The organism is Gemmatimonadaceae bacterium (assembly GCA_035633115.1).
In the GTDB taxonomy this organism is placed as follows: domain Bacteria; phylum Gemmatimonadota; class Gemmatimonadetes; order Gemmatimonadales; family Gemmatimonadaceae; genus UBA4720.
The window spans coordinates 50,087-74,748 of the sequence record DASQFN010000073.1; the positions used below are offsets into that span (position 1 = coordinate 50,087).

Annotated in this window: 25 protein-coding genes; 8 read left to right on the top strand and 17 right to left on the bottom strand. The window is 61.7% G+C overall.

What is annotated here, in order from left to right:
- The first annotated feature begins 8 nt into the window (after nt 1-8).
- Both VES88_09200 and VES88_09205 read left to right on the top strand, forming a co-directional pair.
- Complete coding sequence (locus VES88_09200; protein ID HYN81664.1) at nt 9-1,460, top strand: MBL fold metallo-hydrolase; 1,452 nt, start codon at nt 9-11, stop codon at nt 1,458-1,460.
- A gap of 43 nt (nt 1,461-1,503) precedes the next feature.
- Nucleotides 1,504-1,863 carry a hypothetical protein gene (locus VES88_09205; GenBank protein ID HYN81665.1) on the top strand — a complete coding sequence of 120 codons (360 nt, stop codon included), beginning with the start codon at nt 1,504-1,506 and terminating at the stop codon, nt 1,861-1,863.
- A gap of 147 nt (nt 1,864-2,010) precedes the next feature.
- Here the strand turns inward: VES88_09205 and VES88_09210 are convergent, their stop codons facing one another.
- Complete coding sequence (locus VES88_09210; protein ID HYN81666.1) at nt 2,011-3,831, bottom strand: 30S ribosomal protein S1; 1,821 nt, start codon at nt 3,829-3,831, stop codon at nt 2,011-2,013.
- Between the two features lie 142 nt (nt 3,832-3,973).
- Here VES88_09210 and VES88_09215 point away from each other — a divergent pair, with 142 nt between their 5' ends.
- Both VES88_09215 and VES88_09220 read left to right on the top strand, forming a co-directional pair.
- The gene (locus tag VES88_09215) at nt 3,974-4,960 is read left to right on the top strand and encodes a threonine/serine dehydratase (GenBank protein ID HYN81667.1); all 987 of its coding nucleotides are present in this window, start codon (nt 3,974-3,976) and stop codon (nt 4,958-4,960) included.
- Between the two features lie 34 nt (nt 4,961-4,994).
- Nucleotides 4,995-5,387: a RidA family protein gene (locus tag VES88_09220; protein HYN81668.1), complete on the top strand. Its 393-nt coding sequence runs from the start codon at nt 4,995-4,997 to the stop codon at nt 5,385-5,387.
- 107 nt (nt 5,388-5,494) lie between these two features.
- Here the strand turns inward: VES88_09220 and VES88_09225 are convergent, their stop codons facing one another.
- The 5 genes from VES88_09225 to VES88_09245 form a co-directional block, all read right to left on the bottom strand.
- Nucleotides 5,495-6,241: a winged helix DNA-binding domain-containing protein gene (locus VES88_09225; GenBank protein HYN81669.1), complete on the bottom strand. Its 747-nt coding sequence runs from the start codon at nt 6,239-6,241 to the stop codon at nt 5,495-5,497.
- A complete protein-coding gene (locus tag VES88_09230; GenBank protein HYN81670.1) occupies nt 6,136-6,576 on the bottom strand; it encodes a crosslink repair DNA glycosylase YcaQ family protein in 441 nt (146 codons plus the stop codon). Before VES88_09230 ends, VES88_09225 begins: the two co-directional genes overlap by 106 nt.
- The gene (locus VES88_09235; protein ID HYN81671.1) at nt 6,573-8,018 is read right to left on the bottom strand and encodes an MATE family efflux transporter; all 1,446 of its coding nucleotides are present in this window, start codon (nt 8,016-8,018) and stop codon (nt 6,573-6,575) included. The genes VES88_09230 and VES88_09235 overlap by 4 nt, the downstream gene beginning before the upstream one ends.
- Nucleotides 8,019-8,078: 60 nt before the next feature.
- Nucleotides 8,079-9,860 carry an ankyrin repeat domain-containing protein gene (locus tag VES88_09240; protein HYN81672.1) on the bottom strand — a complete coding sequence of 594 codons (1,782 nt, stop codon included), beginning with the start codon at nt 9,858-9,860 and terminating at the stop codon, nt 8,079-8,081.
- A gap of 206 nt (nt 9,861-10,066) precedes the next feature.
- Nucleotides 10,067-11,677 carry an ankyrin repeat domain-containing protein gene (locus VES88_09245; protein HYN81673.1) on the bottom strand — a complete coding sequence of 537 codons (1,611 nt, stop codon included), beginning with the start codon at nt 11,675-11,677 and terminating at the stop codon, nt 10,067-10,069.
- Between the two features lie 147 nt (nt 11,678-11,824).
- Here VES88_09245 and VES88_09250 point away from each other — a divergent pair, with 147 nt between their 5' ends.
- A complete protein-coding gene (locus VES88_09250) occupies nt 11,825-12,259 on the top strand; it encodes a VOC family protein (protein HYN81674.1) in 435 nt (144 codons plus the stop codon).
- A 7-nt stretch (nt 12,260-12,266) separates the two neighbouring features.
- Here VES88_09250 and cmk read toward each other — a convergent pair whose 3' ends face one another.
- The 10 genes from cmk to VES88_09300 form a co-directional block, all read right to left on the bottom strand.
- The gene (gene cmk / locus VES88_09255) at nt 12,267-12,926 is read right to left on the bottom strand and encodes a (d)CMP kinase (GenBank protein ID HYN81675.1); all 660 of its coding nucleotides are present in this window, start codon (nt 12,924-12,926) and stop codon (nt 12,267-12,269) included.
- A gap of 30 nt (nt 12,927-12,956) precedes the next feature.
- Nucleotides 12,957-14,213: a 3-phosphoshikimate 1-carboxyvinyltransferase gene (aroA, locus tag VES88_09260; GenBank protein HYN81676.1), complete on the bottom strand. Its 1,257-nt coding sequence runs from the start codon at nt 14,211-14,213 to the stop codon at nt 12,957-12,959.
- Complete coding sequence (locus tag VES88_09265) at nt 14,210-15,103, bottom strand: 2,3,4,5-tetrahydropyridine-2,6-dicarboxylate N-succinyltransferase (GenBank protein HYN81677.1); 894 nt, start codon at nt 15,101-15,103, stop codon at nt 14,210-14,212. Before VES88_09265 ends, aroA begins: the two co-directional genes overlap by 4 nt.
- Complete coding sequence (gene dapA, locus VES88_09270; GenBank protein ID HYN81678.1) at nt 15,100-16,002, bottom strand: 4-hydroxy-tetrahydrodipicolinate synthase; 903 nt, start codon at nt 16,000-16,002, stop codon at nt 15,100-15,102. Before dapA ends, VES88_09265 begins: the two co-directional genes overlap by 4 nt.
- A 4-nt stretch (nt 16,003-16,006) precedes the next feature.
- Nucleotides 16,007-16,747, bottom strand: a complete 741-nt coding sequence (locus tag VES88_09275) for a dihydrodipicolinate reductase C-terminal domain-containing protein (GenBank protein ID HYN81679.1) — start codon at nt 16,745-16,747, stop codon at nt 16,007-16,009.
- Nucleotides 16,744-18,141 (bottom strand): lysine-sensitive aspartokinase 3, encoded by a 1,398-nt coding sequence (lysC, locus tag VES88_09280; GenBank protein HYN81680.1) that lies wholly within the window; start codon nt 18,139-18,141, stop codon nt 16,744-16,746. The genes VES88_09275 and lysC overlap by 4 nt, the downstream gene beginning before the upstream one ends.
- Entirely contained in the window at nt 18,138-19,220 is a 1,083-nt protein-coding gene (gene asd / locus VES88_09285) for an aspartate-semialdehyde dehydrogenase (GenBank protein ID HYN81681.1), read from the bottom strand. Before asd ends, lysC begins: the two co-directional genes overlap by 4 nt.
- Nucleotides 19,217-20,212 (bottom strand): M20/M25/M40 family metallo-hydrolase, encoded by a 996-nt coding sequence (locus VES88_09290; GenBank protein HYN81682.1) that lies wholly within the window; start codon nt 20,210-20,212, stop codon nt 19,217-19,219. Before VES88_09290 ends, asd begins: the two co-directional genes overlap by 4 nt.
- Nucleotides 20,213-20,297: 85 nt before the next feature.
- Nucleotides 20,298-20,825, bottom strand: a complete 528-nt coding sequence (locus VES88_09295; GenBank protein HYN81683.1) for a hypothetical protein — start codon at nt 20,823-20,825, stop codon at nt 20,298-20,300.
- Nucleotides 20,826-20,924: 99 nt separating this feature from the next.
- Nucleotides 20,925-21,782, bottom strand: a complete 858-nt coding sequence (locus VES88_09300) for a PP2C family serine/threonine-protein phosphatase (GenBank protein ID HYN81684.1) — start codon at nt 21,780-21,782, stop codon at nt 20,925-20,927.
- Nucleotides 21,783-21,890: 108 nt separating this feature from the next.
- Here VES88_09300 and VES88_09305 point away from each other — a divergent pair, with 108 nt between their 5' ends.
- Both VES88_09305 and VES88_09310 read left to right on the top strand, forming a co-directional pair.
- A complete protein-coding gene (locus tag VES88_09305; protein HYN81685.1) occupies nt 21,891-22,145 on the top strand; it encodes a hypothetical protein in 255 nt (84 codons plus the stop codon).
- Nucleotides 22,146-22,176: 31 nt separating this feature from the next.
- On the top strand, nt 22,177-22,998 hold the full coding sequence (locus VES88_09310; protein ID HYN81686.1) for a Rad52/Rad22 family DNA repair protein: 822 nt from the start codon (nt 22,177-22,179) through the stop codon (nt 22,996-22,998).
- Nucleotides 22,999-23,056: 58 nt separating this feature from the next.
- Here the strand turns inward: VES88_09310 and VES88_09315 are convergent, their stop codons facing one another.
- On the bottom strand, nt 23,057-23,608 hold the full coding sequence (locus tag VES88_09315) for a hypothetical protein (GenBank protein ID HYN81687.1): 552 nt from the start codon (nt 23,606-23,608) through the stop codon (nt 23,057-23,059).
- 34 nt (nt 23,609-23,642) lie between these two features.
- On the opposite strand from VES88_09315, the gene VES88_09320 reads away from it, so the two are divergent.
- Nucleotides 23,643-24,617, top strand: a complete 975-nt coding sequence (locus VES88_09320; protein HYN81688.1) for an MBL fold metallo-hydrolase — start codon at nt 23,643-23,645, stop codon at nt 24,615-24,617.
- Nucleotides 24,618-24,662: the final 45 nt, after the last annotated feature.

Here is a 24,662-nt window from a genome sequence, read left to right on the forward strand (position 1 = left end):
TTTCTCTCGTGGCTACAAGCACTGCCTCAGGCCAGCGCCGGCGCACCGCCCTCGACGCCGTCGCGACTGCGATGGGAGGCAGGGCCCGCGTTTTGGCGGTCAAGTCTCTCTCGATGGTCGGTCGGGGCTCGACCTACAATCTTGGCCAGAACCCCGCTCCATTCGACTCGCTCCCCATGTTCGAGGTGACCGAGTTCCGGCGGATCTCGGATTTCGCGAACGGCCGATGGAGACTCGAGATCGCTCGCACTCCACGGTTCGTTACCGGCAATACCGCGTCGCAGCGCCTGACCAGTGCCGGTGACAAACAGCTTGGATTCGACGTGCTTGCCGATGGAAGCTCACGGATTGCTACAGGTCGCCTGCTGAGTGACCCGCGGAATGAGCTGGTGCACCACCCGATCGGCTTCCTGCAGACCGCTTTTTCGCCGAACTCGGTGGTCATTGATGCAGGGCGGCAGCAGGGGTTCCGGTATGTGCGAATGAACGCGTTGGGCAAGCGGTTCGGAATGCTCATCGATCCAACAACGAATCTGCCCGTCCGCATTCAGCAAATCGTCTATCACCCAATGCTGGGTGATGTGCTTCTCGAAACCGACCTCCATGACTGGCAGGACTTCGACGGACTCAAGCTTCCAGCGCGGCTCGTTCAGCGGCTGGACGAACGATGGACTCTCACCGACATCCGCCTTGCCAGCATACAGGTGAATCCCACCGACATCCCGGACCTTGCGGCACCGGCGGAATTGCGCGCGGCGCCGGCTCCGGCGCCGGTCGCACCGACTATTGTGGTCACCGAGCCTGCGCCCGGTGTGTGGCTGCTGGCGGGCCAGTCGCATCACAGCGTGGCGATCGAGATGGCGGACCATCTGCTGCTCGTCGAGGCACCACAGAACGAGGCGCGCACTCTCGCGGTGATTCAGCGAGCCCGGACGCTCGCACCGGGCAAGCCTGTTCGCGCGGTGATCAACACTCATCATCATTTCGATCATGCAGGCGGGCTGCGCGCGGCAATCTCGGAGGGGCTGACTGTAATCACGCACGAGCTGAACAAGCCGTTGTTCGATTCACTGGCTCTTCGGCGACATACGATCGTTCAGGACGCGCTGTCGAGGAACCAGCGTGCGCCGCGCATCGAGGGAGTCGGGGCAAAGCGAGTGATCACCGATGGCACCCGCACGGTGGAGCTGCATCACCTCACCCGAAACCTGCACTCCAAATCGATGCTCGTCGTGTACCTGCCCAAGGAGAGGATGTTGATCGAGGCGGATGTGTACAGCCCGCCGGCAACGCCGCCTGCGGCAGGAGCGCCGCCGCCTGTCTTCCCGCATGCATCGAACCTCGTTCAAAACATCGAGACGCTGGGGCTGGCAGTGGACACGATTGTCCCGATTCATGGGCGAGTCGTTCCGATGAGTGATTTGCGTGCGGCGGCTCAGACAGCACCTCCACGAGAGTAGGAAAGAGGATCCTGTCGGTGAACATTGTCCTGGAGGTCTACTGATGGTCGCCGCGATGCCGCAGGACAACAGCCTTGGAGATGCGCTGGTTCAGCACTCTCGGCGCGCTTCGATCCGGCGACTCACTCTCGATGCCACGGGAGGGCTACTTACGGTCGCGTTAGCGGCTGCGTGGAGACCGCCAGGCTGGATAGTGTTGGTAAGTGCCGCTTTATGCTTTGCAGCTTTCGGCGCCTGGGCTCTGGCCGACCGCGTGCTCGAGCCTCCGGGTCGGGTCAGCAATAGCGCAATTGCAGCGTCACTCGTGATTCTCCGAACAGTCGCAATCGCCGTTGGCATTGCGGCATTTCTCATTCTTGTCTTCGGTAGCTTAGAGATCGCGATGGGAACCTTCATCCACTAAGAGACTGTAACTGCCAACCGCTGCGAGAATTTCCCTTTGATCACGGGAGCCTCCGATACGCCGCAAAACAGAACGGCTCACCCGATATAGGTGAGCCGTTTTCACGTTTTGTTGGCTGTCGATCCGCTAGATCCGCCTAATCGTCGTTCAGCCTTCGACTTCCTCGAACGTCGCTGGAACCGGCACAGGAATCGGATCGGAGAGATTGTAGTCGTCGGTCTCCATTGGTATGACCTTCGACGGAGTCTCCGGACGCTCCTGACCCTCGGGAATGTTCGTCACAGCGAGCACGATGCGGCGCTGAATGGGATCGACCTCGAGGACACGAACACCCAGCTTCATCCCTTCCCACACGATGTCCGCGGGACTGCTCACCGGCTCACCGAAGTTGAGCTGGCTCACCGGAACAAAACCTTCGATGTCGTTGCCGATGTCGACGACAACACCTTTGTCCATGAGACGCACGACCGTTCCGTCGAGCTCGGTTCCGACCGGATATGTCTCACCGATCTTGAGCCACGGATCTTCCTGCGCCTGCTTGAGGCCAAGCGAGATGCGCTTGTTGTCGCCGTCGATATTCAGAATCACGACGTCCACACTGTCGCCCTTCTTCACCACCTCCGACGGATGCTGCACGCGCTTGGTCCACGACATGTCCGAGATGTGAATCAGACCGTCGATTCCCGGCTCGATCTCGACGAATGCACCGAAGCTCGTGAGGTTCCGAACCTTTCCGCTGAGCCGCGTGCCGATTGGATACTTCTGCGGCAGCATCATCCATGGATCCTGCTCGGTCTGCTTCATCCCCAGCGAGATCTTCTCTTCGCTGGGATCGACCTTGAGCACGACTGCCTCGATGGTCTCACCAATCGAGACAAGCTTCGACGGATGACGAACGTTGCGAGTCCAGCTCATCTCGCTGATGTGCACCAGACCTTCGATGCCCGGCTCGAGCTCGATGAACGCGCCGTAGTTCGTGATCGACACAACTTTGCCCGACACGCGCGTGCCGACAGGATACTTCTCCGCGACGTCCTTCCACGGATAGCTCTGCAGCTGCTTCAAGCCGAGTGAGATTCGCTCGCGTTCCCAGTCGATATCGAGAACCTTGACCTCGAGCTCCTGACCGATATGAACCATCTCGGAAGGATGTTGAATGCGCCCGTACGACATGTCGGTGATGTGGAGCAGTCCGTCAACACCGCCAAGATCGATGAATGCGCCGAAGTCGGTGATGTTCTTGACGACGCCTTTCCGGACCTGATCCTTCTGCAGGTCCTTCATGAGCTTGTCGCGCTTCCCCGCTCTCTCCTGCTCCAGGATCACCCGGCGCGAGACGACGATGTTCCGCCGGCGCTTGTTGAGCTTGATGATCTTGAACTCGAACGACTGCCCGAGAAGCTCGTCGACATTGGGGACGCGGCGGAGTGCGATCTGCGATCCGGGAAGGAATGCGTCCACTCCCATGAGATCGACGACGACTCCACCCTTGATTTTCTTGACGAGCGTTCCCGCGACAGGCTGATCGTTTTCGTACGCGACGCGGATGCGCTCCCAAACGCGCATGAAATCGGCTTTCTTCTTGGAGAGGACGACGGAGCCTTCCATGTCCTCCAGGTGCTCGAGGAGAACTTCGACTTCGTCGCCTGGCTTCAGGTCGGGGAGGTCCTTGAACTCTTCGAGCGGGATCGTGCCCTCTGACTTGAATCCGATGTCGAGGACCACGAGGTTGTCGCGGATATCCAGCACACGGGATTTGACGATCTCGCCTTCTTCGATCGAGGCCATCGTCCCGTTGTACATCGCCATCATTGATTCGAGCTCGTCGGGCGAGTAGTCGTCTTCGTCGTAGAGCTCGGGTCTGAGGTTGGCAAGCGGGCGGAGCTGAGCTCTCTGCAGATCGCGCTTTTCTCGCGCGGTCAGCGCCGTGCCGGTAGGGGTTGTGGTTTCGGTGTCCAGATCTGGCATTCTACTGGGAAAAGGGTTGAGGGATTGACGTTCTTGTACAGCCTTGAAGTATAGACGTTCGAGAGGGCAAATACAACATTTGCACGCAGTTAAGCCCTGCTCCCGCCGCCTTGGACCGCAGTAGGTCAACGGAGAAAATCACGTGAGAGGCACGAGGATTCCAGAACATCGCAGCTTCACGGGCGTCTCTCTGGAAGACGTCAGGGCGGCGCGCGATCGCGTGGCCGGCGTGGCGCTGCGGACGCCACTGATACGCCTGCCCATCGATGCAGACAACCGTGAGGTATTTCTCAAGCTCGAGAACCTTCAGCCGATCGGTTCGTTCAAGATCCGCGGTGCTGCAAATGCAATGGCACTTGCCGACGATTCAGCACTCGCGAACGGCGTGTACACAGCGAGCGCAGGCAACATGGCACAGGGTGTTGCGTGGTGCGCGCGTGAGCGAGGTGTCCGCTGCCGGGTAATCGTGCCTGACCACGCGCCCAGGACGAAAACCGACGCAATCGAGCGGCTGGGCGGCGAGGTCATCAAGGTTCCGTTCGAACAATGGTGGGAGACGCTCGTCAATCACGGATCGCCCGGGATGGATGGGCTTTTCATTCATCCATTCGCCGACGAAGGGGTGATGGCGGGCAATGGTACGATCGCGCTCGAGATTTTCGACGATCTCGATCATGTCGACGCGATCGTCGCTCCTTACGGCGGGGGCGGGCTGTCGTGCGGAATTGCGTCGGTCTCACGCGTCGTTAGTCCTCACACGAAGGTCTACGCCGTTGAAGTCGAGACGGCAGCTCCTCTCACAGCCTCGTTCGCGGCAGGCAGGCCGACGCCCGTGAACTACACGCGAACGTTCATAGACGGCATGGGGAGCGGCGCCGTGTCGGAGGAGATGTGGCCACTGGTGAAATCGCTCCTGGCCGGAACGATTGTCGTGACGGTCGCACAGGTCGCCGCAGCGGTGAAGCTGCTGGCCGAGCGTTGTCGCGTGATCGCCGAAGGTGCTGGCGCGGCGCCCGTCGCCGCCACGCTGTCCGGAATGCTCGAAGCCAAGCGCATTGTTTGCATCGTCAGCGGCGGCAATATCGACACAGAAAAGCTGAGGGTAATTCTGCGAGGCGACGTACCATGACAAATTCCCGTGATCCCACACCGGAGTTTCGTCAATGTCAGCTGCTGCATCCGAAGTCGAGTACTACCCCTTTCCTGCAAAAACATCGCTCCCCTTCTCGGCGGCGGTCCGCGTCGGGAACCTGCTGTTCCTCTCGGGACAGATGGGCACAAACGACAGGACTGAGATAGTTCCAGGTGGAATCGAAGCGGAAACGCGACAGACGTTCGCCAATATGAAAGCGATTCTGGAGCGACACGGCTCGTCGCTCGACCGCGCAGTGAAATGCACGGTGATGCTGGCCGACATGGCCGAATGGCCGGCAATGAACGCTGTATACGTCAAGCATTTCCCCAATCATCTCCCGGCGCGCAGCGCTTTTGGCGCCTCAGCGCTCGCACTCGGCGGCCGCGTAGAGATCGAGTGTATCGCGACGGTGGACGCGTAAGTCCAATAGATGCAGATCGAGATTCGCCAGGAACCGCGCTGGCCGAAAGACGAGATTCAATTTCTCTGGTACAAGGATCTCGGGAACAGTCCCGACAGACCGAACAGCTAGCCGCGGATGTCGACCGGAACTCCCAGGAACTCGCCGTAGCGCGTGGCTGCGGCGATTACTTCCTTCCGCTCAGCACGCGTGACTTGCATAACGAGATTCAATGCAACGGAGACGCGGTCCTTCGTGACGCTGCGTGTCCACCCGCCAACCAGTTGCCCATCGATCATGATAAGATTTGCGATGAACGATTGGCTCGGCGGCTTCACACGCGACTTTCTCAGTCGCTCTCCGATTGCGCTGCGATCCTTGAAGCCGATGAAATACTCGTCGTAGTTCGGCAACAGATGCGCGATCGGAGCCCGCTTCACCTTTTCAGATACCGACTCGCCGAACCAGTAAGTCTGATTGCCTTCGGCATGCCGCTCGAGATTCTCGCCGGCCAGCTGAATAGCTCGCTTCACATCGGCTGCTGCAAGCCCTGACCACCACGAGAAGTCTTTCGACGTCGCCGGACCGCGCGTCGTAAAATAGATCTTTGCAAGCCTGAGGAGTGCTTCGTCGCGATCAATCACCGGCGTCGCCGGGGCACGCTCATCGAGAAGCGCGTAGGTGAACTGCTTGCCGCGCCGGGCACCGCTGCAAATGACCGCATCCAGCTCAGCCTGCATCATCAGATGCGCCAGACGCTGGGTCCCGGTTACGTCGATTCCCGCCTTGCGCAAAACCTGCGAGAGCTCCGTGCGCGTAAACTGTCTGCCTCCCTCCAGAGCTCTGGCGATCGCGCGATTGCTGCGGCGAAACACGGTGGAATCGAGCTCCAGCTTGCGATGTACGACGCCATCGCTGCGCTGACGCGTGGCGCTGTCAGCGTGAGCATCCAGCGAATGTCCTTCGGAACGACAAAATGCCACGTCGGACGAAGAACGTGCGTGCGCAGAATCGATCCTCGCGTCATTTCCTTCTCGACGGTCTCGTCGACAGCGCCAAGGGTGCGTTGAGCGAGCGCCCATTTCGCACCCGGATAATCCTGCGCCTGAACAGCGCCAAGCGTCGCCACCACCGCGCTGGGCGTCGCAAGGCGAGGTCCGGTCAGATGCTGATTTGCCAGTCGCTGTCTCGCGATGTCCGTCAGCTTCAAGCGAGTGCGCCTTCGAACCGCAGCCTTCGTCCGAATTCACGCCGGAGCAGCAACATGCTGACCGTCAGCTGCACAAGCACTGCGCCGACCGAGAGATACCAGATCCAGTTGAGCTCGAATCCGGGTTGCCGCGACAGAATTACTGCAGGAATCGCAACGAGAACGATTCGCACGGCAGATGAGACCAGTGATGGCACCGTGTTGCCCATCGCCTGGAACATGCTCGAGGCGACGAAGAGGAGGCCCGACGGCACGAACGTCAACGATACGATGCGAAGATATTCTTCGCCCACCGCGATCACGGATGGGTCCTTCGAGAATAACCCAACGAGTGAAGCAGCAACGACGTTACAGACAATCGCCCAGAACAGCATCCACACTCCGGCCATCAGCGCCCCGTCGCGGAACGTTGCCTTTACACGCTCGGCCTCTCGGGCGCCGAAGTTTTGTCCCGCTACCGGCGCAACGGAGAATCCCAGCGCGACCACCGGCATGAATCCGGCCTGCACGATGCGCATTCCTATTCCGAAAGCCGCTTGCGCCGCGGCGCCAAACTGCCGCGTGAGGGAGTAAACGATGAACAGATACACCGCCATGAGACCGAACTCGAAGCCGGCAGGAAGCCCGATACCGAGCATCTTCCTCCAGAGATCGAATCGCGGCTTCCAGTCGGCGACGACGAATTGCAGAAACGCGTCCTTGGGAAGGAAGTACATCGCCAGCCAGACGACACCGATGGCAATCGCGATCAGCGACGCTATCGCCGCGCCGGCAACGCCGAGCGCGTAGCCGGTTCCCCATCCGAAGATCAGGAAGGGAGCGAGGATCATGTTGATCACAACCGTCGCCGACGAGACCACCATGCCCGGCTTGAAGTTGCCCGCGGCGCGAAGGGCCGAGCTCATCGCTACCAGAGCGAACTGCAGGGCCATCGCCGGAATGAACCAGAGTAGATAATCGCCGGCCAGTGACGCCGTCGTGGCGTCGGCGCTCATGGCTATCGAGTAAGGCATGCGCCCGATGAGACCCACGATGAGAAACACGACCCCCGTCACCATGGCCAGGACCTGCGACTGGTTGAACAGGATGAGCGCCTGATCGTGGTCCTTTCTGCCCACCGCGTGTGAGATGACCGCCGTGGTGCCCACGCCGAGCATCTGGGTCAGGGCGAGAACGATGAAGGTCAGATTGCCGGCAATGCCGACGGCAGCGACGGCCTCAGTTCCGAGCCGCCCAACCCAGTACAGATCGATCAGAAAGTACAGAGTTTGAAAAATCATCGTCACGAGCATGAAGCTCATGGTCTTGAGCAGATGACGGGTGATGGGACCCGTCGTCATGTCCTGCATGCCGCGCGTCGATCTCGCAGGACTCGGCGCCGGTGGTGAGACCGCCGGTAGCGCTTGCTCGCGTGTTGCGGTTGCGTCTGTATCCATTGTCATCCGGTCAGCGGAGGCAGGCGTTGGCAGCGGTTTCGGCAGCCGTTTCGGCAGCGGGGCAAGTTAAGCGGATTCTCTCTCGCGCAGCAATTCGGCCGCGCGGAACAGTCCACGCTTGTCGGCTCGATCGGCAGCGCTGTGTCCGTCCTTGTTTCTGATCGACGGGTCGGCGCCGTTGGCAAGAAACAGATCGATGATTTCGAGCGCCGGCGGCTCGTCGTCGGGCAGCCACATGAGGGGCGTGCTCTGGCCGCTGCCAACCACACGCCCAAGCTGAGGCTCGCTCGCCATCACGTCACGCAAGCGCTCGACGTTACCAGTGAACGTGAGATTCCAGACGTCCCGGCTCACTCGTCCGAGCAGCTCGATCATGCGCAGGCTTTGCGAGTACACCGCCGCACCCAGCGGAGTGTTGCCCCAGGCCGACTCGATCGGGTCGACTTCCGCGCCGCGCCCGATGAGGAGGCCGCCTGCGCGCAAGGAATCGTTGTATGCCGCGATGTGCAACGGCCGCTGTTTTGTCTCGTCCTCGACGTCCGGCGACATTCCAAGATCGAGGAGGAGCTCGACGACCTCCACACGATCCCGTTTTGTGGCGGCGAAGATAGGCGCAGCCGAACGAAGATAATCCGGATGCGTGAACAGCATCGATTGTGCTTCGTCGCGATCGCGCCGAAAACACGCGGCTGTGAACGCTTCGATTCCTTCGAGAGCGACCGTACTCGGCGCCGCTCCATAGCGGACCAGCAGGTTTGCCATCTCCGTGAACCCATTTCTCACGGCCTCGTCGTGAAGGCTTCGCTTCGACATTCTCGGGTCCTGCGGCGGCCGCGCATTCGGGCTCGCGCCGTGCGCGAGGACCCATTCAGCAAGCTCGCGATCGTTGTTCTTCATCGCGACGTCCAGGAAAAAGCGAGCCCCCGAACCGTAAGCGCCCATGTCGAGCATCGACCACTGTGGATCGGCCCAGTCGGCCTTGCGACCGAGCCGAACCGAGTGCTCGTAGATCAGCTGAAGCAGCCAGAGTACGTCGCCGTGAAAATGTGTGTTGTAAGCGACCTGCATGTCGTACGGCTCGGCGCCGCGATCGAGCAGCAACCGAACGAGTGCGTCACGCTGAAGATGAGGTGGACGGTCTTCCTCGCCTTCCCCGATCACTCCAACGAGCGGCGTGTATCGGCTGTCGCCGGCCATGAAGTACGCGTTTGGATCTGCGCCGGCATCGAGAAGCGCGCGCGCGATTGCGACCGCATCGTCGTTTGTCGCTCGGAGAGGAAGCCGCGCAAAGCAAAGGTAAAGGAGCGGCTCCCATCCTTTGGGACCGATCTCTCTGAACAAATCCCCCGCGCGGCCTGGGCCAGACCGATCGGACGCGGCGAGGTCGTTTTTCTCCGACGCAGCTCCGCCTCGCTCCGCGAGCAGGCGCTCGACTTCCGGCAGATCGCCACAGACCACGACTGTGTGGATCCTTTCGCGCGCGACTTCAGGATGCCGCTCGAGAATGCGCATCGCGGTGTGCTGCGCCATGACGTGTGCCGGACCGCCGCGCACGTGATGATCGGGACACGCATTCTCCAGAAACCAGTGAACGAGTTCGGCACGAGTCTTTCCGGCGGCCGAATCGCCGGTCACGCTGCGCTTCACATCGGCCCAGCCGGAGAATCCGTGCTCGCGCGCGAGCGCGTACTGAACGTCGCGCAGAGTCGGTTCAGTTGGTGCGCTCGGAAAGGCTTGATCGAAACGACTGCGAGCTTCTGCGTTGTTTGCGTGAAGCTCCTTGAGCCAGCGCTTCGCTTCCCTCTTCAGGTTCTCGAGGGTGCTCCTGGACGTGAGCTGCCTGGACATACCTTCCTCCCGTGGCTGCCTGAAGTCCGCTGAATTACAGGCCGGAAGAAGGCTCGACGATCATACCGTGAACCCGACTGGGTGGGAGTAGTCCCCCTTGCCGCGGACAGGAGGCGACCCAGCTCGCTCTAGGAGAAGAATTTCAGGGAAAGTCCGAAAAGTCAACGTAGAAAGGCACAGATCTGCGATTTTCGATGCTGCCGTTGTTATTTCGCGCCGTGTTGCTGCAGCAGTGCAACGACATCAGCGTGGCCTCGCCGTTTCGCCCACGCCAGCGGCGTGGCCCACGGCGGATCGTCCGGCAGGTTTGGCTTAGCACCGCGTCGCAGGAACAGCTCGACCATCGCGACGTTTCCGTATTTTGCGCCAACGCCTAGCGGTGTGGAGCAAATGTCTTCGTCGCGCGCATGAAGATCGGCGCCGTGATCGATGAAGAGCTCCGCCATTTCAACGTCTCTGGATCTCGCGAGGTGGTGCAGCGCCGTGACACCGAGCCAGTTCGGCCTGTTGGGATCCATACCCTGCTCAAACAGGTACTCAGTCAATTCACGTGTCTTCGCGGCCACGGTCACACGCTTCGCCAGGTCTGGCTCGTAGAGAAGCATGAGCCGAACGAATGCGTCGTGCCCCTCGTCAGCAGCGTTTCGAAACGCTTCTTCATCGTCGGCGAGCTCGGGATTGACCGCAAGGACAGCAGCGGCTGTCTGAAGATCTCCGTAGTAGGCGAGCAAATGCAGCCGGCGCGCAGCTCCATGGGAGCAGAGGAGCTCGATCATGCTCTGGTCGCCGTTCATCAATGCAATGCTCAGGACGTCGCCCGAGCTTTCGAGCTCGGCATTCGGATCCGCGCCGCTCGCGAGCAGAAGCGTTGCAACTTCGAAGTGTCGTCCGTAAACCGCCGAATAGAGCGCACCTCCGCGCGGGGCAATCCCCTCCTCCGGCAGATTCGGATCGGCCCCTCTTTCCAGCAGGAGCTTTACGATCTCGAGGTGACCCCTGGCAGCTGCGTTGCGAAGCGGCGACCCCGAGCCCAGGTAGCCTGAGACGTAGTCGTCGAGACGATTCACGCGCGACGGATCCTCATCGATCAGCTCTCTCACACGATCGACGTTTTCCGTATGCGCCGCCGTGCATATGTCGCAGTACGCGCCACACGAGAGCAGGTGTTGGAGTGCTTCTCCCGGCGTAGTGGTCGTCGCTTCAGGCACGTCCCGCCAGCCGCGGTAACTGTAGTCGCCGTTGAAGAGTTGAACTGGACGAGCGCCGTCGGAACGCTTCGCGTCGATGTCAGCGCCGCGCGCCAGAAGCTCGTCGATCACATCGAGCTGACGCGTCATCGCTGCCCAGTGGATCGGCTGATTGCCGTGCAAATCGGCGGCGTGAAGGAGGTCAGGCGACGCATCGAGGAGGGCCCGAACTTTCGGCAGATCGCGCTCGCGGATCGCTGAGGCTACAACTTCTCCCCTGGGTGCTCCATGCGCGCGGGCGAGCGCCTTCTCCAGCAGAGTCAGCATCTCGGCATGACCGCGGTCGAGAGCGACGTCGGGCAGCGTGTCGCTGCCCCACGCGTTCACTGGATCGGCGCCGTTCTCGAGCAGGAATTCGGCGACCTCGAGCTGATTCTCCCGGACGGCAAAATACATCGGTCTCCGGTACGCGTACGCTCCACGCACGAGAGACGGGTCCTTGCGCAGCAGCCGTTTGACGCTGACCAGATCGCCGGAGGCGGAGGCGCGGAACATCTCCCAGACGTCGGTGCCTCTGCCCGTTGACCAGAGAAGTGGCTCGTCCTTTCGTAGCTCCCGAGGTTGGATCATCCGCAATGAGTCCAGAGCGGCGCGTGCTTTCGCGGCGTCAGGTACGTCACAATCGCGGATGAATGCACATCAGAGCTCAGCTGGCGTCGCTCGATCCTCATGCCGCAATTTATTGAGACATCTCTCGACGTGTGGAGGAGCCGCACCATGGGAACTGAAACGAGCACAGCATCGAATGTGAAGCAGGCTGTTCCATTTTTCGGCGTCGAGGACATGAAGGAATCGCTCCGCTTCTACCTGGACGGACTCGGGTTCGAGATGAAGATAAAATGGGAACCCGACGGCGTTCTGCGGTGGTGCTGGCTTCAGCTGGGTGATGCGTCGCTCATGCTTCAGGAGTTCTGGAAGGACGGACGTCACGCCGGGAGGCCCGAAGGAAAGCTGGGCCAGGGCGTGTCGATCTGCTTTGTCTGCGATGATGCGCTCGCTATCTACCGCGAGATCAAGTCGCGGGGAATCGATGCCTCGCGGCCGTTCGTGGGCAACGGAATGTGGGTCACAACCGTTCGTGACCCCGACGGGTATCGGATCGATTTCGAGAGCTACACGGACGTACCCGAAGAGACTGTCCTGGCCGAGTGACTGCGGATTAACTGCGCGCCAGCTCTACGATCTTTGCAATCTGCTCTGCCTGCGTCAGGCGAGTCGTATCAATCACCACCGCGTCCGCGGCCTTCACGCTCTGCGACGCATCGAGCTCGTCGCGCAGTAGAATCCTGGCCGTCTCATCGAAAAGCTCCTCCTCGGTTGGCTCGCGCCCCGTCCGCTCGAGTACACGGCGCCTCGCTCTCTCCTCCGCGTCCGCTACAAGGAAGATCTTGAGCTTTGCAGCCGGGAAGACGACGGTCCCGATGTCACGACCGTCGACTACTACGTCGTAATCTTTCGCAGTTGCGCGCACCTGCGCGTTCACCCATTCGCGAACCCGTGGCATTTTCGCGACTGTCGACACGCGATGCGTCACCGCATCGCCGCGCATCTCGTCGTCCGCTGGCCGCCCGTTGAGATGTGGTACGAAGCCATTCTCGACCGGAGAGAGTGAAACGGAGCGCGCTGAGTCGAGAACAGAATCTTCCGACCATGTCGAAGCATCGCTGTCCCGTCGTAACCGTGCGGCTGTTGCCGCTCTGTAGAGCGAGCCTGAATCCACGTGCCGGAACCCCAGCTCGCGAGCTACGGCCTTGGCGGTGGACGATTTGCCTGACGCGGCCGGACCATCGATCGCAATTGCCGTCCGGGGTGTGCTCATCGCCGGCAAATATATCCCGGACAGTTCGCCCTATTGCACGAGTGCAGCGACATCGCTCCAGAACGTAGGGTACGATATGTCCACGCAATCCCGGTCATCCACCTCGATGTCGTTTCCGTCGACCCATCCAATCACCCCGAAGGCCATGGCAATGCGATGGTCGCCCTGCGTCGCCACCCTCCCACGCAGGGGACGCCGTCCCGCCGAGATCCTGAACCCGTCGCGACGCTCTTCGGCCTGAGCTCCGATTGCGCGCAGGTTGGAGACCACTGCAGAGATTCGGTCGCTCTCCTTCACGCGCAATTCTTCCGCGCCCGATACGTCGAGATCGACTCCACTCGCCGCCGCAACGCAGGCGAGCAGCGGTAGCTCGTCGATCATCGCGGGCACTTCGTCTGCTCCAACGCGAATTCCATGCAGCTTTCTCGGAGCGACTACGACGGTCCCGGTTTCTTCTCCCGCGACTTTGCGCTTCTCGATGAATCGAACCGAGCCCCCCATGCGCGCGAGAACCGTCAGAAATCCGGTTCGCGTCGGATTCACGCAGACGCCCGGAATACGAACCTCGCCTTCGTCGGCAAGTGCGCCGAGCGCGACGAGGTATGCCGCCGAGGATGGATCAGCGGGGACGGTCAGGCGGAGCGGCTCGATCTCCGCCACCGGAGTAAGTGTGACACTTGCCTCGGTGATAGTCAGCGGAACTCCGACCGACGCCAGCATCCTCTCCGTATGATCGCGCGAGCGGCGCGCCTCACGCACCGTCACACTGACTCCGCCGAGCAACCCGGCGAACAGAATCGCACTCTTGGTCTGCGCGCTCGATGCTCGCGTGTTCCACGCGATCCCCGAGAGGTCACCGCCGTAGACTGTCATCGGCAGCCCGTCGTCGCGCTCGAATTCGATGCGAGCGCCCATTGCAGTCAGCGGCTCGGTCACTCGCCTCATGGGGCGGCGACTGAGACTCGGATCACCCTCGAGCCGCGTCGCGAATGGTGACGCCGCGACGACTCCAGCGAGCATTCTCGCCGTCGTGCCGCTGTTTCCGCATTGGAGCGCGAGGCCCGGCTCACGAAGCCCGCCGAATCCCACGCCCTCGATTACGACCTCGTCGGCCAGAGCCGGAATTGAAACACCGAGCACGCGAAGCACACTCGCTGTGGATTCCACGTCGGCAGAACGGAGCAGATTTGTGATGTGAGATCCGCCGCTGGCAATGGCAGCACAAATGAGCGCACGGTGGGATATCGATTTGTCACCCGGCACCCGCACGGTGCCGCGCGCCTTCATCGAAGCCAGCTCTCCAGCGCCGTGGCATGATCAGTCTTTTCGTCCCGGTACTTCACGATCACTGGTGTCTGCAGAGACAGCCGCTCCTCTTCTCCCCAGCCGCCTTTGATGCGACGTGCACCAGGGACGACCACCGCCCCGGAGGGAATTTCGAGCGATCTCTCACCTTCAGCCCGATAGATCTCTTCCCGCACGAGGTCATAGACCGGCGTGCCGCGCGTAAGCACTACTCCGGCGCCAATCACAGCACGGGACCGCACAACGGTTCCCTCGAAGATCCCGCAGTTCCCACCCACGATGACGTCGTCCTCGATCACGACCGGGACGGCGTTCACCGGCTCGAGCACTCCCCCGATCTGAGCCGCCGCGCTGAGATGCACGCGCTCGCCAATCTGCGCGCACGAGCCGACGAGCGCATGCGAGTCCACCATGGTTCCGGCGCCGACATAGGCGCCGACGTTGATGTACATCGGCGGCATGCAGACCACACCTGGTGCGACGTAGGTCCCTCGACGAATGGATGATCCGCCGGGCACTACGCGAACATTGTCGCGGAGCGTCAGCTCTCGCAGTGGGAAAATATCCTTGTCGAAAAAGCTGAACGCCGCGCTTTGCGAGCCGGGCACCTCGTCCGGCGACATGTCGATCAGCTTCCCAATTCGGAATCCGAGAAGTATGCCTCGCTTGACCCACGGAACCGCGGACCACTTGCCATTGGCGTCGCGCTCGGCGGAGCGCACCTCACCGCTTTCGAGAAGCTGGAGCAGCTCTTCGACAGCGGGGCGGGTGTCGGGCGAGTGGTCAGCCGTCGACGCCGATGCGGCGCTCTCGATGCGCTGCTCGAGCGACTCGAGCGTTGACGACGTATTGCCCGCGGGCGTTGGACTCACTCTCTTGCGAGGGCGCCGACTGCCTCGAGACTCGACCTCAACAACTTGCTGTGGGTGTCGGCAAGCGGCACGAGCGGAAGCCGCAGAACGTTCTTCATCCTGCCCATCAGTGCCAACGCGGCTTTCGACGGAATCGGATTCGATTCGACGAACGCGGCGGTCGTCCACGGCGCGAGACGATGCGAGAGGTTTCGCGCTTGTACGATGTCTCCAAGCGCCAGACACTCCGTGAGCTCCGACACCAGTCGCGGTACGACGTTCGAAGTGACTGAGATAACGCCGTCACCACCTTCTGCCATCACCGGCAGGGTAAGCGCGTCATCGCCGGAGAGGACGCGGAAGCCGGCCGGCCGATTCCGTATGATCTCGCCGATCTGCGCAAGATTTCCCGACGCTTCCTTGACCGCAACGATGTTTTCGTGCTCAGCGAGCTCGAGAGTTGTGGCAGCTTCGACATTGCTTCCGGTTCGGCCCGGCACGTTGTAAACGACGATGGGAATCTGTGCCGCGTCGGCGATTGCGCGGAAATGCGCGACGATCCCGCGCTGCGGCGGCTTATTGTACATCGGAGATGTGTGAAGCAGATGCGTTGCACCGGCTGCCTGCATCTCCCTGGACAACTCGATCGCCTTCTTCGTGTCGTTCGATCCCGCTCCGGCGACAATCGGGAGGCGCCGATCGGCCTGCTCGACAGTTATCTCGACAACACGCCGATGCTCCTCGAGCGACATCGTCGCTGCCTCGCCGGTGGACCCGCAGGGGACAAGAAAATGAACGTCCTCCGCGATCTGCCAGTCGACGAATGCGCGAAGAGCGCTCTCGTCGACGCCGCCACTCTCGGTGAAAGGAGTGACGAGCGCGGTACCGCAGCCCGTGAGGTGGCGCCGAGATCCAGGCATCCGCTCAGCCGCTGACACGTCGCGCCGTCCCGTCGCCGGCTTTGGTGAATCCAAGCACATCACGCATCGTGAAAACTCCCCCACCGTGCTTTCCGATGAGCCATTGAGCCGCACGTAGCGCGCCATCGGCGAAGACCCTTCTGTCGCGCGCCTCGTGCCGCAGAGTCATCTGCTCATAGGTACTGTCGAAGATCACCTCGTGCGTCCCAGGTACTGAGCCCGTACGGACGCTCGTGACTGGGACTTCCTTCCTCAGGCCCTTCTCCATGGCTTTCACGATTGCTAGCGCCGTTCCCGAGGGCGCGTCCTTCTTCGCCGAGTGGTGCGTCTCGACAACCGCCGCGGCGAACTCTGGCGCGGCAGCCATGATCTCACCCGCGCGGCGCGTGAGCTCAACGAACAGGTTCACGCCTACGGCAAAATTGGGAGCCCAGAGGACCGCGGCACCGGCCGCATTGGCCTCGTCGGTGATCATGGGCAGAGAATCGTACCAGCCTGTCGTGCCCACGACGACCGGAACCCTGGCAGCGATGCATGCGAGGATGTTCATCACCGCGGCACCGGGCTCCGTGAACTCGATTGCAACGTCCGGATCGCCGAGCGCGCGCTTCGTGATTCCTTTTCCGCTTTTGTTGTGGCCAGAGTCGAGCATCGCACAGACAGTCCACCCGCGCTCCTGCGCCATCTGAGCCACGATGCGACCCATTTTTCCGTCGCCGATAACCGCGATCTGAGGATCGTTCATGAAGCCTGCACCCCTTCCCTGTCGACTGTATGCGATGGCAGCTCCGCGGCGCCGAAGAATTCCCGGTGCAAACGCTCGATGGCCGCATTCACTTCGTCGCCCTCCACGATCACAGTGAGGTTGATGCCTGTTGCGCTCAATGACATCATGTGCACTTTCGTATCGCCAAGCGCAATGAGCGCCCGTCCCATCGCTCCGCCGGCATCGCCGATACCGGCGCCGACGATGGCGATGATTCCGCGGTTTCTCTCGATCGACACGTCGCCAAGCGATCGCAGATCGACGAGCAGCGTATCCAGCCGTGCCGGATCATCGACCGTGACGGAAACCGACACCTCGGATGTGGCGACCACGTCGACCGACGTCTGGTGTCGCTCGAAGATCTCGAACACTCTGCGCAGAAATCCGTGCGCGAACAGCATTCGCGGAGCCGTCACCTTGATGAGAACGACATCGGCCTTGCCGGCAATTGCACTGACCGGCCTGTGGGGTGCGTCGAAGGTGATTCGCGTTCCTTTTCCTTCCGGCTTCCGCGAATTGTAGATGAAGACGGGAATGCCGAGCTTTACTGCCGGTGCAATCGTGTTCGGATGCAGCACTTTTGCTCCGAACGAAGCGAGCTCGGACGCCTCGTCGAATCGGATTTCCTCTATGAGGTGAGCACCGCTCACGACACGCGGGTCAGCGGTCAGTATGCCGTCGACGTCGGTCCAGATCTCGATCGCGTCGGCCTGCAGCGCGGCGCCGATGAGGGACGCACTGTAGTCGGAGCCGCCGCGTCCAAGCGTCGTTGTCACACCCTCGGCCGTCGCGCCGATGAACCCTCCGAGAACCGGCACCTTCGAATCCGTTACGAGCGGCATGATCTGCTCCCGCGCGCGCTCGGCGATTGCTGTCGTCTGAGGCTCCGCCTGCATGAACGCAGCATCGGTGATCATCACTTCCCGCGCGTCGAGATGGACCGCCGGCAATCCCCGGAACTGAAAAAAAGCGGTCACGAGCTGCGACGATGCCTCCTCGCCGAAAGCAGCAATGGCGTCGAGCGACCGCGGCGTGACGTGACCGAGCACCGACAGCGCTTCGGCCAGCGAGGCGAGCTCATCGAAGATCGCGCTCAGGTCGCCCGCGATATCGTTCTCGACCGGTGAGCCGCCAAGCAGCTGCTCGCATTCCTTGAGATGCCGATCACGAAGTGTCTCTACTCCCCGCAGGGCGCCAATCAAATGGCCTTTCGCGGACTGCTCTCCGACCGCGAGCAGAGCGTTTGTCGCTCCGCCGAGCGCGGATACCACGACGACCGGCTGGCGCTCGAGGCGTGCTTCGACGATATCGGCGGCGCGCCGGATTGCCGCCGCGTCACCGACGGACGTTCCGCCGAACTTGACGACAATCACGCTGGAGGAAGCTTGCCTGTCGCCGCGAGAAGCTCCGCGTTCAGCACGGAGCCGCCCGCTGCGCCACGAATTGTGTTGTGCCCGAGCGCCACCATTCGCAGGTCGAGTATCGGATCACCGCGCACTCTGCCAACAGTCACGGTCATGCCGGCCCCGGCGTCAACATCCCGCCGCGGCTGCGGACGATCGGCGCTGTCCGTGACAACGAGCGGCTCATCGGGCCGGCTCGGGAGAGACCACGTCGACTCCGCGCCTTTCCATGCGCGCAGCGTCTCCAACGCCTGCTCGGGGGTTGGGCGATCGTTGAACGAGGCCGTGATGCACACGGTGTGACCGTGCTCGACAGCAACACGATTTGTCTGGGCGCTGACCTCGAACACGGCGTTTGTCACGCCGCCGTTCTCGAACCGTCCGAGAAGCTTGAGCATCTCACGCTCCACCTTCGGCTCTTCTTCCGATATGTACGGAATGACGTTGCCGAGAATATCGAGGGACGCTACGCCCGGATATCCTGCTCCCGAGACCGCCTGCATCGTCATCATGAAGAGCTTCTCCACTCCGAATCGCTCGTGCAGCGGTGCGAGTGCGACTGCGGCAACCGTAGCCGCACAATTCGCGTTCGTGATGATGGCCCCTTCCCAGCCGCGGTCACGGCGCTGCTTCTCGATGAGTCCGAGATGGTCAGCATTCACTTCCGGTATCACGAGCGGAACGTCGGGCTCCATGCGGAAATTCTTTGCGTTGCTGAGAACGATCTTCCCCGCGCGCGCAAACGCCTGCTCGATTTCGCCCGCAACGCTCGAGTCGAGCGCCGAGAAAACGATTTGCGCCTCCAGGTCCGCCGGGTCGCAATTCCGCACCTCCATCTGCGCGACGTTGCCGGGCATCGCGCCCTCGAGCCAGCGTGCTGCGTCAGTGTACCGCTTGCGCGCACTGCGCTCTGAAGCGGCGACTTCCACAAGCTCGAACCACGGATGATCGGCAAGCAGCCGGATGAACGTCTGCCCTACCGCGCCGGTGGCTCCCAGCACGGCCACTTTCCATTTCCTCCCATTCGGGGGCGAAAGGCGCGCAGTCATGATGCGAGCAGCGTGCGGGCGAGCTTCTCGTACGTGTCGACGCTCGCGCGGAGCTCCTCGATGTCGATGTACTCATCCGGCGTGTGCGCGACGTGGATCGAGCCGGGGCCGAAAAGAAGCGGTGTTCCCCACCGCGTCAGCAGCGGAATGTCCGACGTGTACGCAACCGGGGCGGTCTCGAAGTCGGGAACTGTATGAAAGTGCTGCGCGGGGATATAGGAGCCGAACTCGAGCTCTGCTTTTCCCTTCGCCCATTTTTTTATCATCGCCTTCGTCGGAGCTACATCGCCAACGAGCCGGAGCATCAGCTCGGCCTCGGCGTGTGCGGGGATGATGTTTGCCTCTGTCCCTCCGTGGATCGTGCCGATGTTGACCGTTGTCTCGCCAAGGAGTGGATCGGATGGCAGCGGAAGGTCTCGAATCGTCGGGAGCAGGGCGAGCAGAGGCTCGATCGCCGATTCCCCGAGGTGGGGATAGGCGGAGTGTGCCTCGCGTCCCTTGATGCGGACGGTCACGCGCAGGGATCCTTTCGCGCCGCTGGCGAGCTTGCTCTCGGTTGGCTCCCCATTGATGAGAAATCGACTTTTCGTCGGAAGATTGTTAGCGGCGCGTGCGCCGTCTGAGCCTTTCTCCTCACCTACGACGAAAAGCAGATCGGCGCGCTTCTCACCCGACTTGGTGAGATGATCGGCAGCGGCCATCATCGCCGCGGCGATTCCTTTTGCGTCGCATGCGCCCCGCCCGTACAAGCGCTTCCCTTCCATTCGCGGCGGCAGGTGGGGGGGCACGGTGTCGAGATGCGTGGAGAATGTCACTCCTCCGCCCTTGTGGGACGCCCAGATGTTGCCGCGACCCGGACTGACTTCCTGCACGGTCACGTTCCACCCGCGCTCGACGAGCCACTTCGAGACGAAGTCCACGACCGCTCCCTCGTTGGAGGTAGTCGAGGGAAGCGCGAGCAGCTCGGCCGCCAGAGCCACGACATCTGTCATTTCGTGAAGTTAGCGCGATTTGAAAAGGAAGCGACCACGAAGCACGATCGTCTTCGTGGTCGCTTCCTCGTAATTGGAGAATGAGCTAGACCGCGGGACGCGCGCCGGTCGCCTCGAAGGTCGTCGTAGTGCCCGGCTCAATGCCGCGGACGTGCTCGACGAACATCTGCTGGACAAGAGTGTTCGCTTCACGATTGTAGATGTCGTGGTGGCGCTCGCCGATCTCACCAATTCGCGAGAGCTCGGCGTTGCCGAGCGCACGGCCGCCGTCGCGGAATGTCTTGAACGTGTCCTCTGCCTGACGCGACATCACGATGTCGCCAACAAGACGCAGGAAGTCGCTTTCGCGCGCGGCATCCGCGAGATCGCGCGCTTTCCCGATTACGGCTCCAAGGAGATTCTTCCCCGCGCCGGCTTCTGCGCCGAGTGTCTGCTGATAGTCCTCCAGCATCCGCTGATGCTCGCGGACGTTCGGTATATGGCGGCTGCAGAGATCGCGAAAGCGGCTGTCGTCCGCCTGCTTCTCGTGATCCTCCAGCGCCTCGAGAAATACCTTGTGCTGCGCGACGGCGTTGTTCACCTGGCTTTTCAGAAAGTCTATTCCGCGATCCATGATGCGCTCCCGATATGAGACGAATTGCGACCGGATTTTCTAGTCGATTGCGGATAAACTTTGCACAAGGCAGGCCACTGGGAGCGCCCGAAACCGGGGCTACGGACGCGCTCTGACGACGATTACAGCAACATTGTCCGATCCACCGCCGGAGAGGGCCTCGTCCACGAGCTGGCGGGCAACCGCCTCAGCGTTCCCGGACTGCTCCATCAGAGTCTCGATCCGCTCGCTGCTGACGTGCTTCGTGAGCCCGTCGGTGCAGAGCATCATGCTGTCACCAGGCTCGAGGTCAACCAGTCCCACCACCGGGTGGAGCTCCGTTCCGCCTATCGCGCTCGACAGCGCGGCCGCCGGCCTCGCGCGTGCGACCTGCTCCTCGGTCCATGCCCCCATCGAAATCATGTATTCGCCGATGGTCTGATCGCGCGTGAGCTGCTGCAGTCGGCCCCGTCGCCGAACATAGGCGCGGCTGTCGCCGACGTGAATCAGGTACGCCCGCGGCCAGATGAGGAGAACCATCGTAAGCGTCGTCGCCGGAGCCGGTCCGCGTTTCCCGGCGTGCTCTTCGCGGAGATTCTGATCAACACTGCGCACAGTTTCTTCCAGGCGCTCGAAGAGGTCGTGCTCCTTCGACGCCTCGAGGCGGTTGAAGCAGCCGACTGTCTCCGACACGTACTTGAGAAGCGCGGCGATTGCTCCTTCGCTGGCCTGGTCGCCGCCCGGCCCACCGCCGACGCCGTCGGCAACGACGAAAAGGTGCGCGTCGGCCGAGCCAAACCTGTTTGCCAGCGCGTCCGGAGAAAGGCTGGAATGACGGATTTCGACCGATCGGTGAATATCTACGATGAGGAAGTTGTCCTGATTCGATGGCCTGACATGTGAGAGGCGTTTCTCATCTTTGGCGCCCGCTCGGAGGCAATCCGGAAAATCGGTCGAATCTGTTTGAACCTTCTTCATAGGTGCCAGAGGGGCGGTTGCGCAACGGTCACAAAGACGATATTATGCATCGTGCCGAACATACCCCGAATCTGGTTCGAGCAAGTGGCTTAATTGCAGGGACTTACGTTGGCGAAGCTCAGGAGGGTCAAGAGGTCCGGAAAGCGCTCGACTCCGGCGGTTTCCAGGGACGTCAGGATTCGCGAAAAGGATCCTCGTCTCATTTGCGGAAAGGGCACGACGGTCACCCGCGTTTTCCGCGTTGAGGAGAGGTCGAAGGACAGGCGTGTGATGCACCTCGTCTTTCTCGATCGGCACGGCTGGTACTGCGAGCACGGCTCGGAGTGCGAGGCAGTGAAGGACGTCAGAAAGTTCATCAGATAACAATTGCGACTACAAACGGACGGATGAGAGAATGATTGCTGCAAATGACATCTACAAGGCGCCCGCCGACGTGTGGGCGAGACTGGCCGCACCGCTCTCGGGGGCGGCGATATTCTGGCGCCAGGAAGGCAAGCCAATCGCGCGTGACGGGAAATTCTTCGCGCGGTTCGTCGCTTACGTCGAAGCCAATACGGTTCGCGAGCGGCTCGACTCGGTCGTGCCCGGCGAATGGGACCTGACACTGACACCTCTTCCCTCTCTCGTCGCTGACGACTCCAGCGAGGCAACCTGCTCGTTCAAGGCTCGGCTCCAAGTCCTGGGCGTCGTGCGAGAGGATGTTGGAATGGGGCGGGATTACAAGCAGGCCGCGACTGACGCGTTCAAGCGCGCTGCGGTTCGGTTTGGAATCGCTCACCAGCTCTACGCCTACGGAGTGAACTGGGTGGAGCTCGACGGCGACGGCAGGAGCGCGAAGCCGCTCGAGGATCCCGCGGTGGTCCACGCGCGAAGGCTGGGAGGCACGACTCTGCGAGTTGCTGAAGGAAACGGGAGCGCTGCCACGCAGTCTGGGTTGAGCACCCAGGCGCGGCCCACGCTGGCGCTCGATGAGGAACAGTGTCCGAAGTGTGGTGGACGGATGTGGGACAATCGACTCACGAAGCGCAACCCCCGCGCGCCGGATTTCAAGTGTCGCGATCGCTCGTGCGATGGAGTGGTCTGGCCTTCCAAGCCGAGTGAGCAGAAGCCGGCCGAGGCGGCGTCGAGGGATGCGAAAAAGTCGAAGGAGCCCAGTGCGGATTGGCCGCCGCTCAACGGCGCGCCGCTCGTGCCGGACACTGAGCTGCCGTTCTAGACCCTCGGGAGCACAGTACTAACCCATCCAGTAAGCGCGCATACTGGATGGGTTTTGTTTACCGCCCTTGCGCGAAGCCCGCGGCGCTCAGCATTGCCACCGTCGTCGGCAAAAAGAACAATCCTGTGCTGATGTCGGTTATCACCGCGAGCGCAGCGAATGTCGTAGCGATCGCCGCTTCGACGACGCCACGATACCGATTCCGTTTCATAAGAAGCGGTAGTGCGACAATCGCCACCGGGAGGAATACGAAGAAGAAGGAGCTCATCTGCAGAAGGTCGCCGACATCGTTCGGGACTCCCGGCGGGCTCAGATTCGGTGGCTCAAAGATGAATGGTGGCGCTCCCGCCGCCCCACGCGAGCCCGGCTCCGCCTGAAAGGTCACGGTGCTGCTGCTGTGCTGCATCAGCGGCAGAAACGCGAGAGCGGAGAATGCCACCGTCGTGAGCACCATCGCCATGAGCACTGATGAGAACTCATTCGAGGCGAGCCGCGTCTGAAGCTCCGCGACGCGGTGGCGTCCGCGATAATTCCAGCCAATCAGCAGAATTCCTGCGAGCACGAATACGAACGCGTAGGTTTTACCTGCTCCGGCGGCTGTCGTTACCAATCAGTGCCTCCCACTTCTCACCACGAGCTGACTGATGAACCTTCGACTCGGCGTTTGCAAGCTCGTCCTCACTTCACGTCGGCCCGCGATTCAATGTAGAGCGTCGCGCGTCGCGATGCTGCTGGCGGGGATTGCACTCTCGAGCGTCTCTGCCGCGGCGCAGCCCGATCCCTCCCAGGTAACAATAAAGGTGACACCGGTTGCCGCAGGCATCTACATGCTCGATGGCGGCGGCGCTGGCGGTAACATTGCCATATCTGTCGGGAATGACGACGTCTTCATGATCGACGATCAGTACGCACCACTGACTGCGAAGATCAGGGCGGCGATAGCGACGGTGAGCCCCAAGCCTGTCCGCTTTCTCCTGAACACGCATTGGCACGGCGATCACGTCGGCGGCAATGAGAATATGGCAGGCGCGGGCGCGATTATCGTCGCGCACGACAACACCCGCAAGCGCATGACGAAGGAGCAGTTCATCGCGGCGTTCAACATGAAAGTTCCACCCTCGCCCGCCGCCGCGCTTCCGATCGTCACGTTCTCAGAGAGCATGTCGCTCTACCTGAACGGCGACAGCGTGCGGGCCGTTCACTTCCGGAGTGCCCATACCGACGGGGACGTGGTGGTGACATTCGAGAAAGCCGACGTGGTTCACATGGGAGATATTTTTTTCAACGGTTTCTACCCGCTGGTTGATCTCGGGAGTGGCGGATCGGTCGATGGCATTATTGCCGCGGTTGACCAGGTGCTGTCGCGGACAACCGCGCGAACGAAGTTCATTCCGGGACACGGCCCGCTCGGAACCCGTGCTGATCTCGTCAGCTATAGAAACGCGGTAAAAGGGGTGCGGGACCGCGTGGCAGCGCTCATCGCACGTCGTCGGACTCTGGCACAGGTGGTCGCAGCAAAGCCGTCAGCGGCGTACGACTCGAAATGGGGCGGGGGGTTCCTCAAGCCGGATCAGTTCGTGACGATCCTCTACAGCGATCTATCCCGGCGCCGTCGCTGAGATGCCAATGGGCCCGGCGTTTGCTCCCCAGACAGCCGAATATGA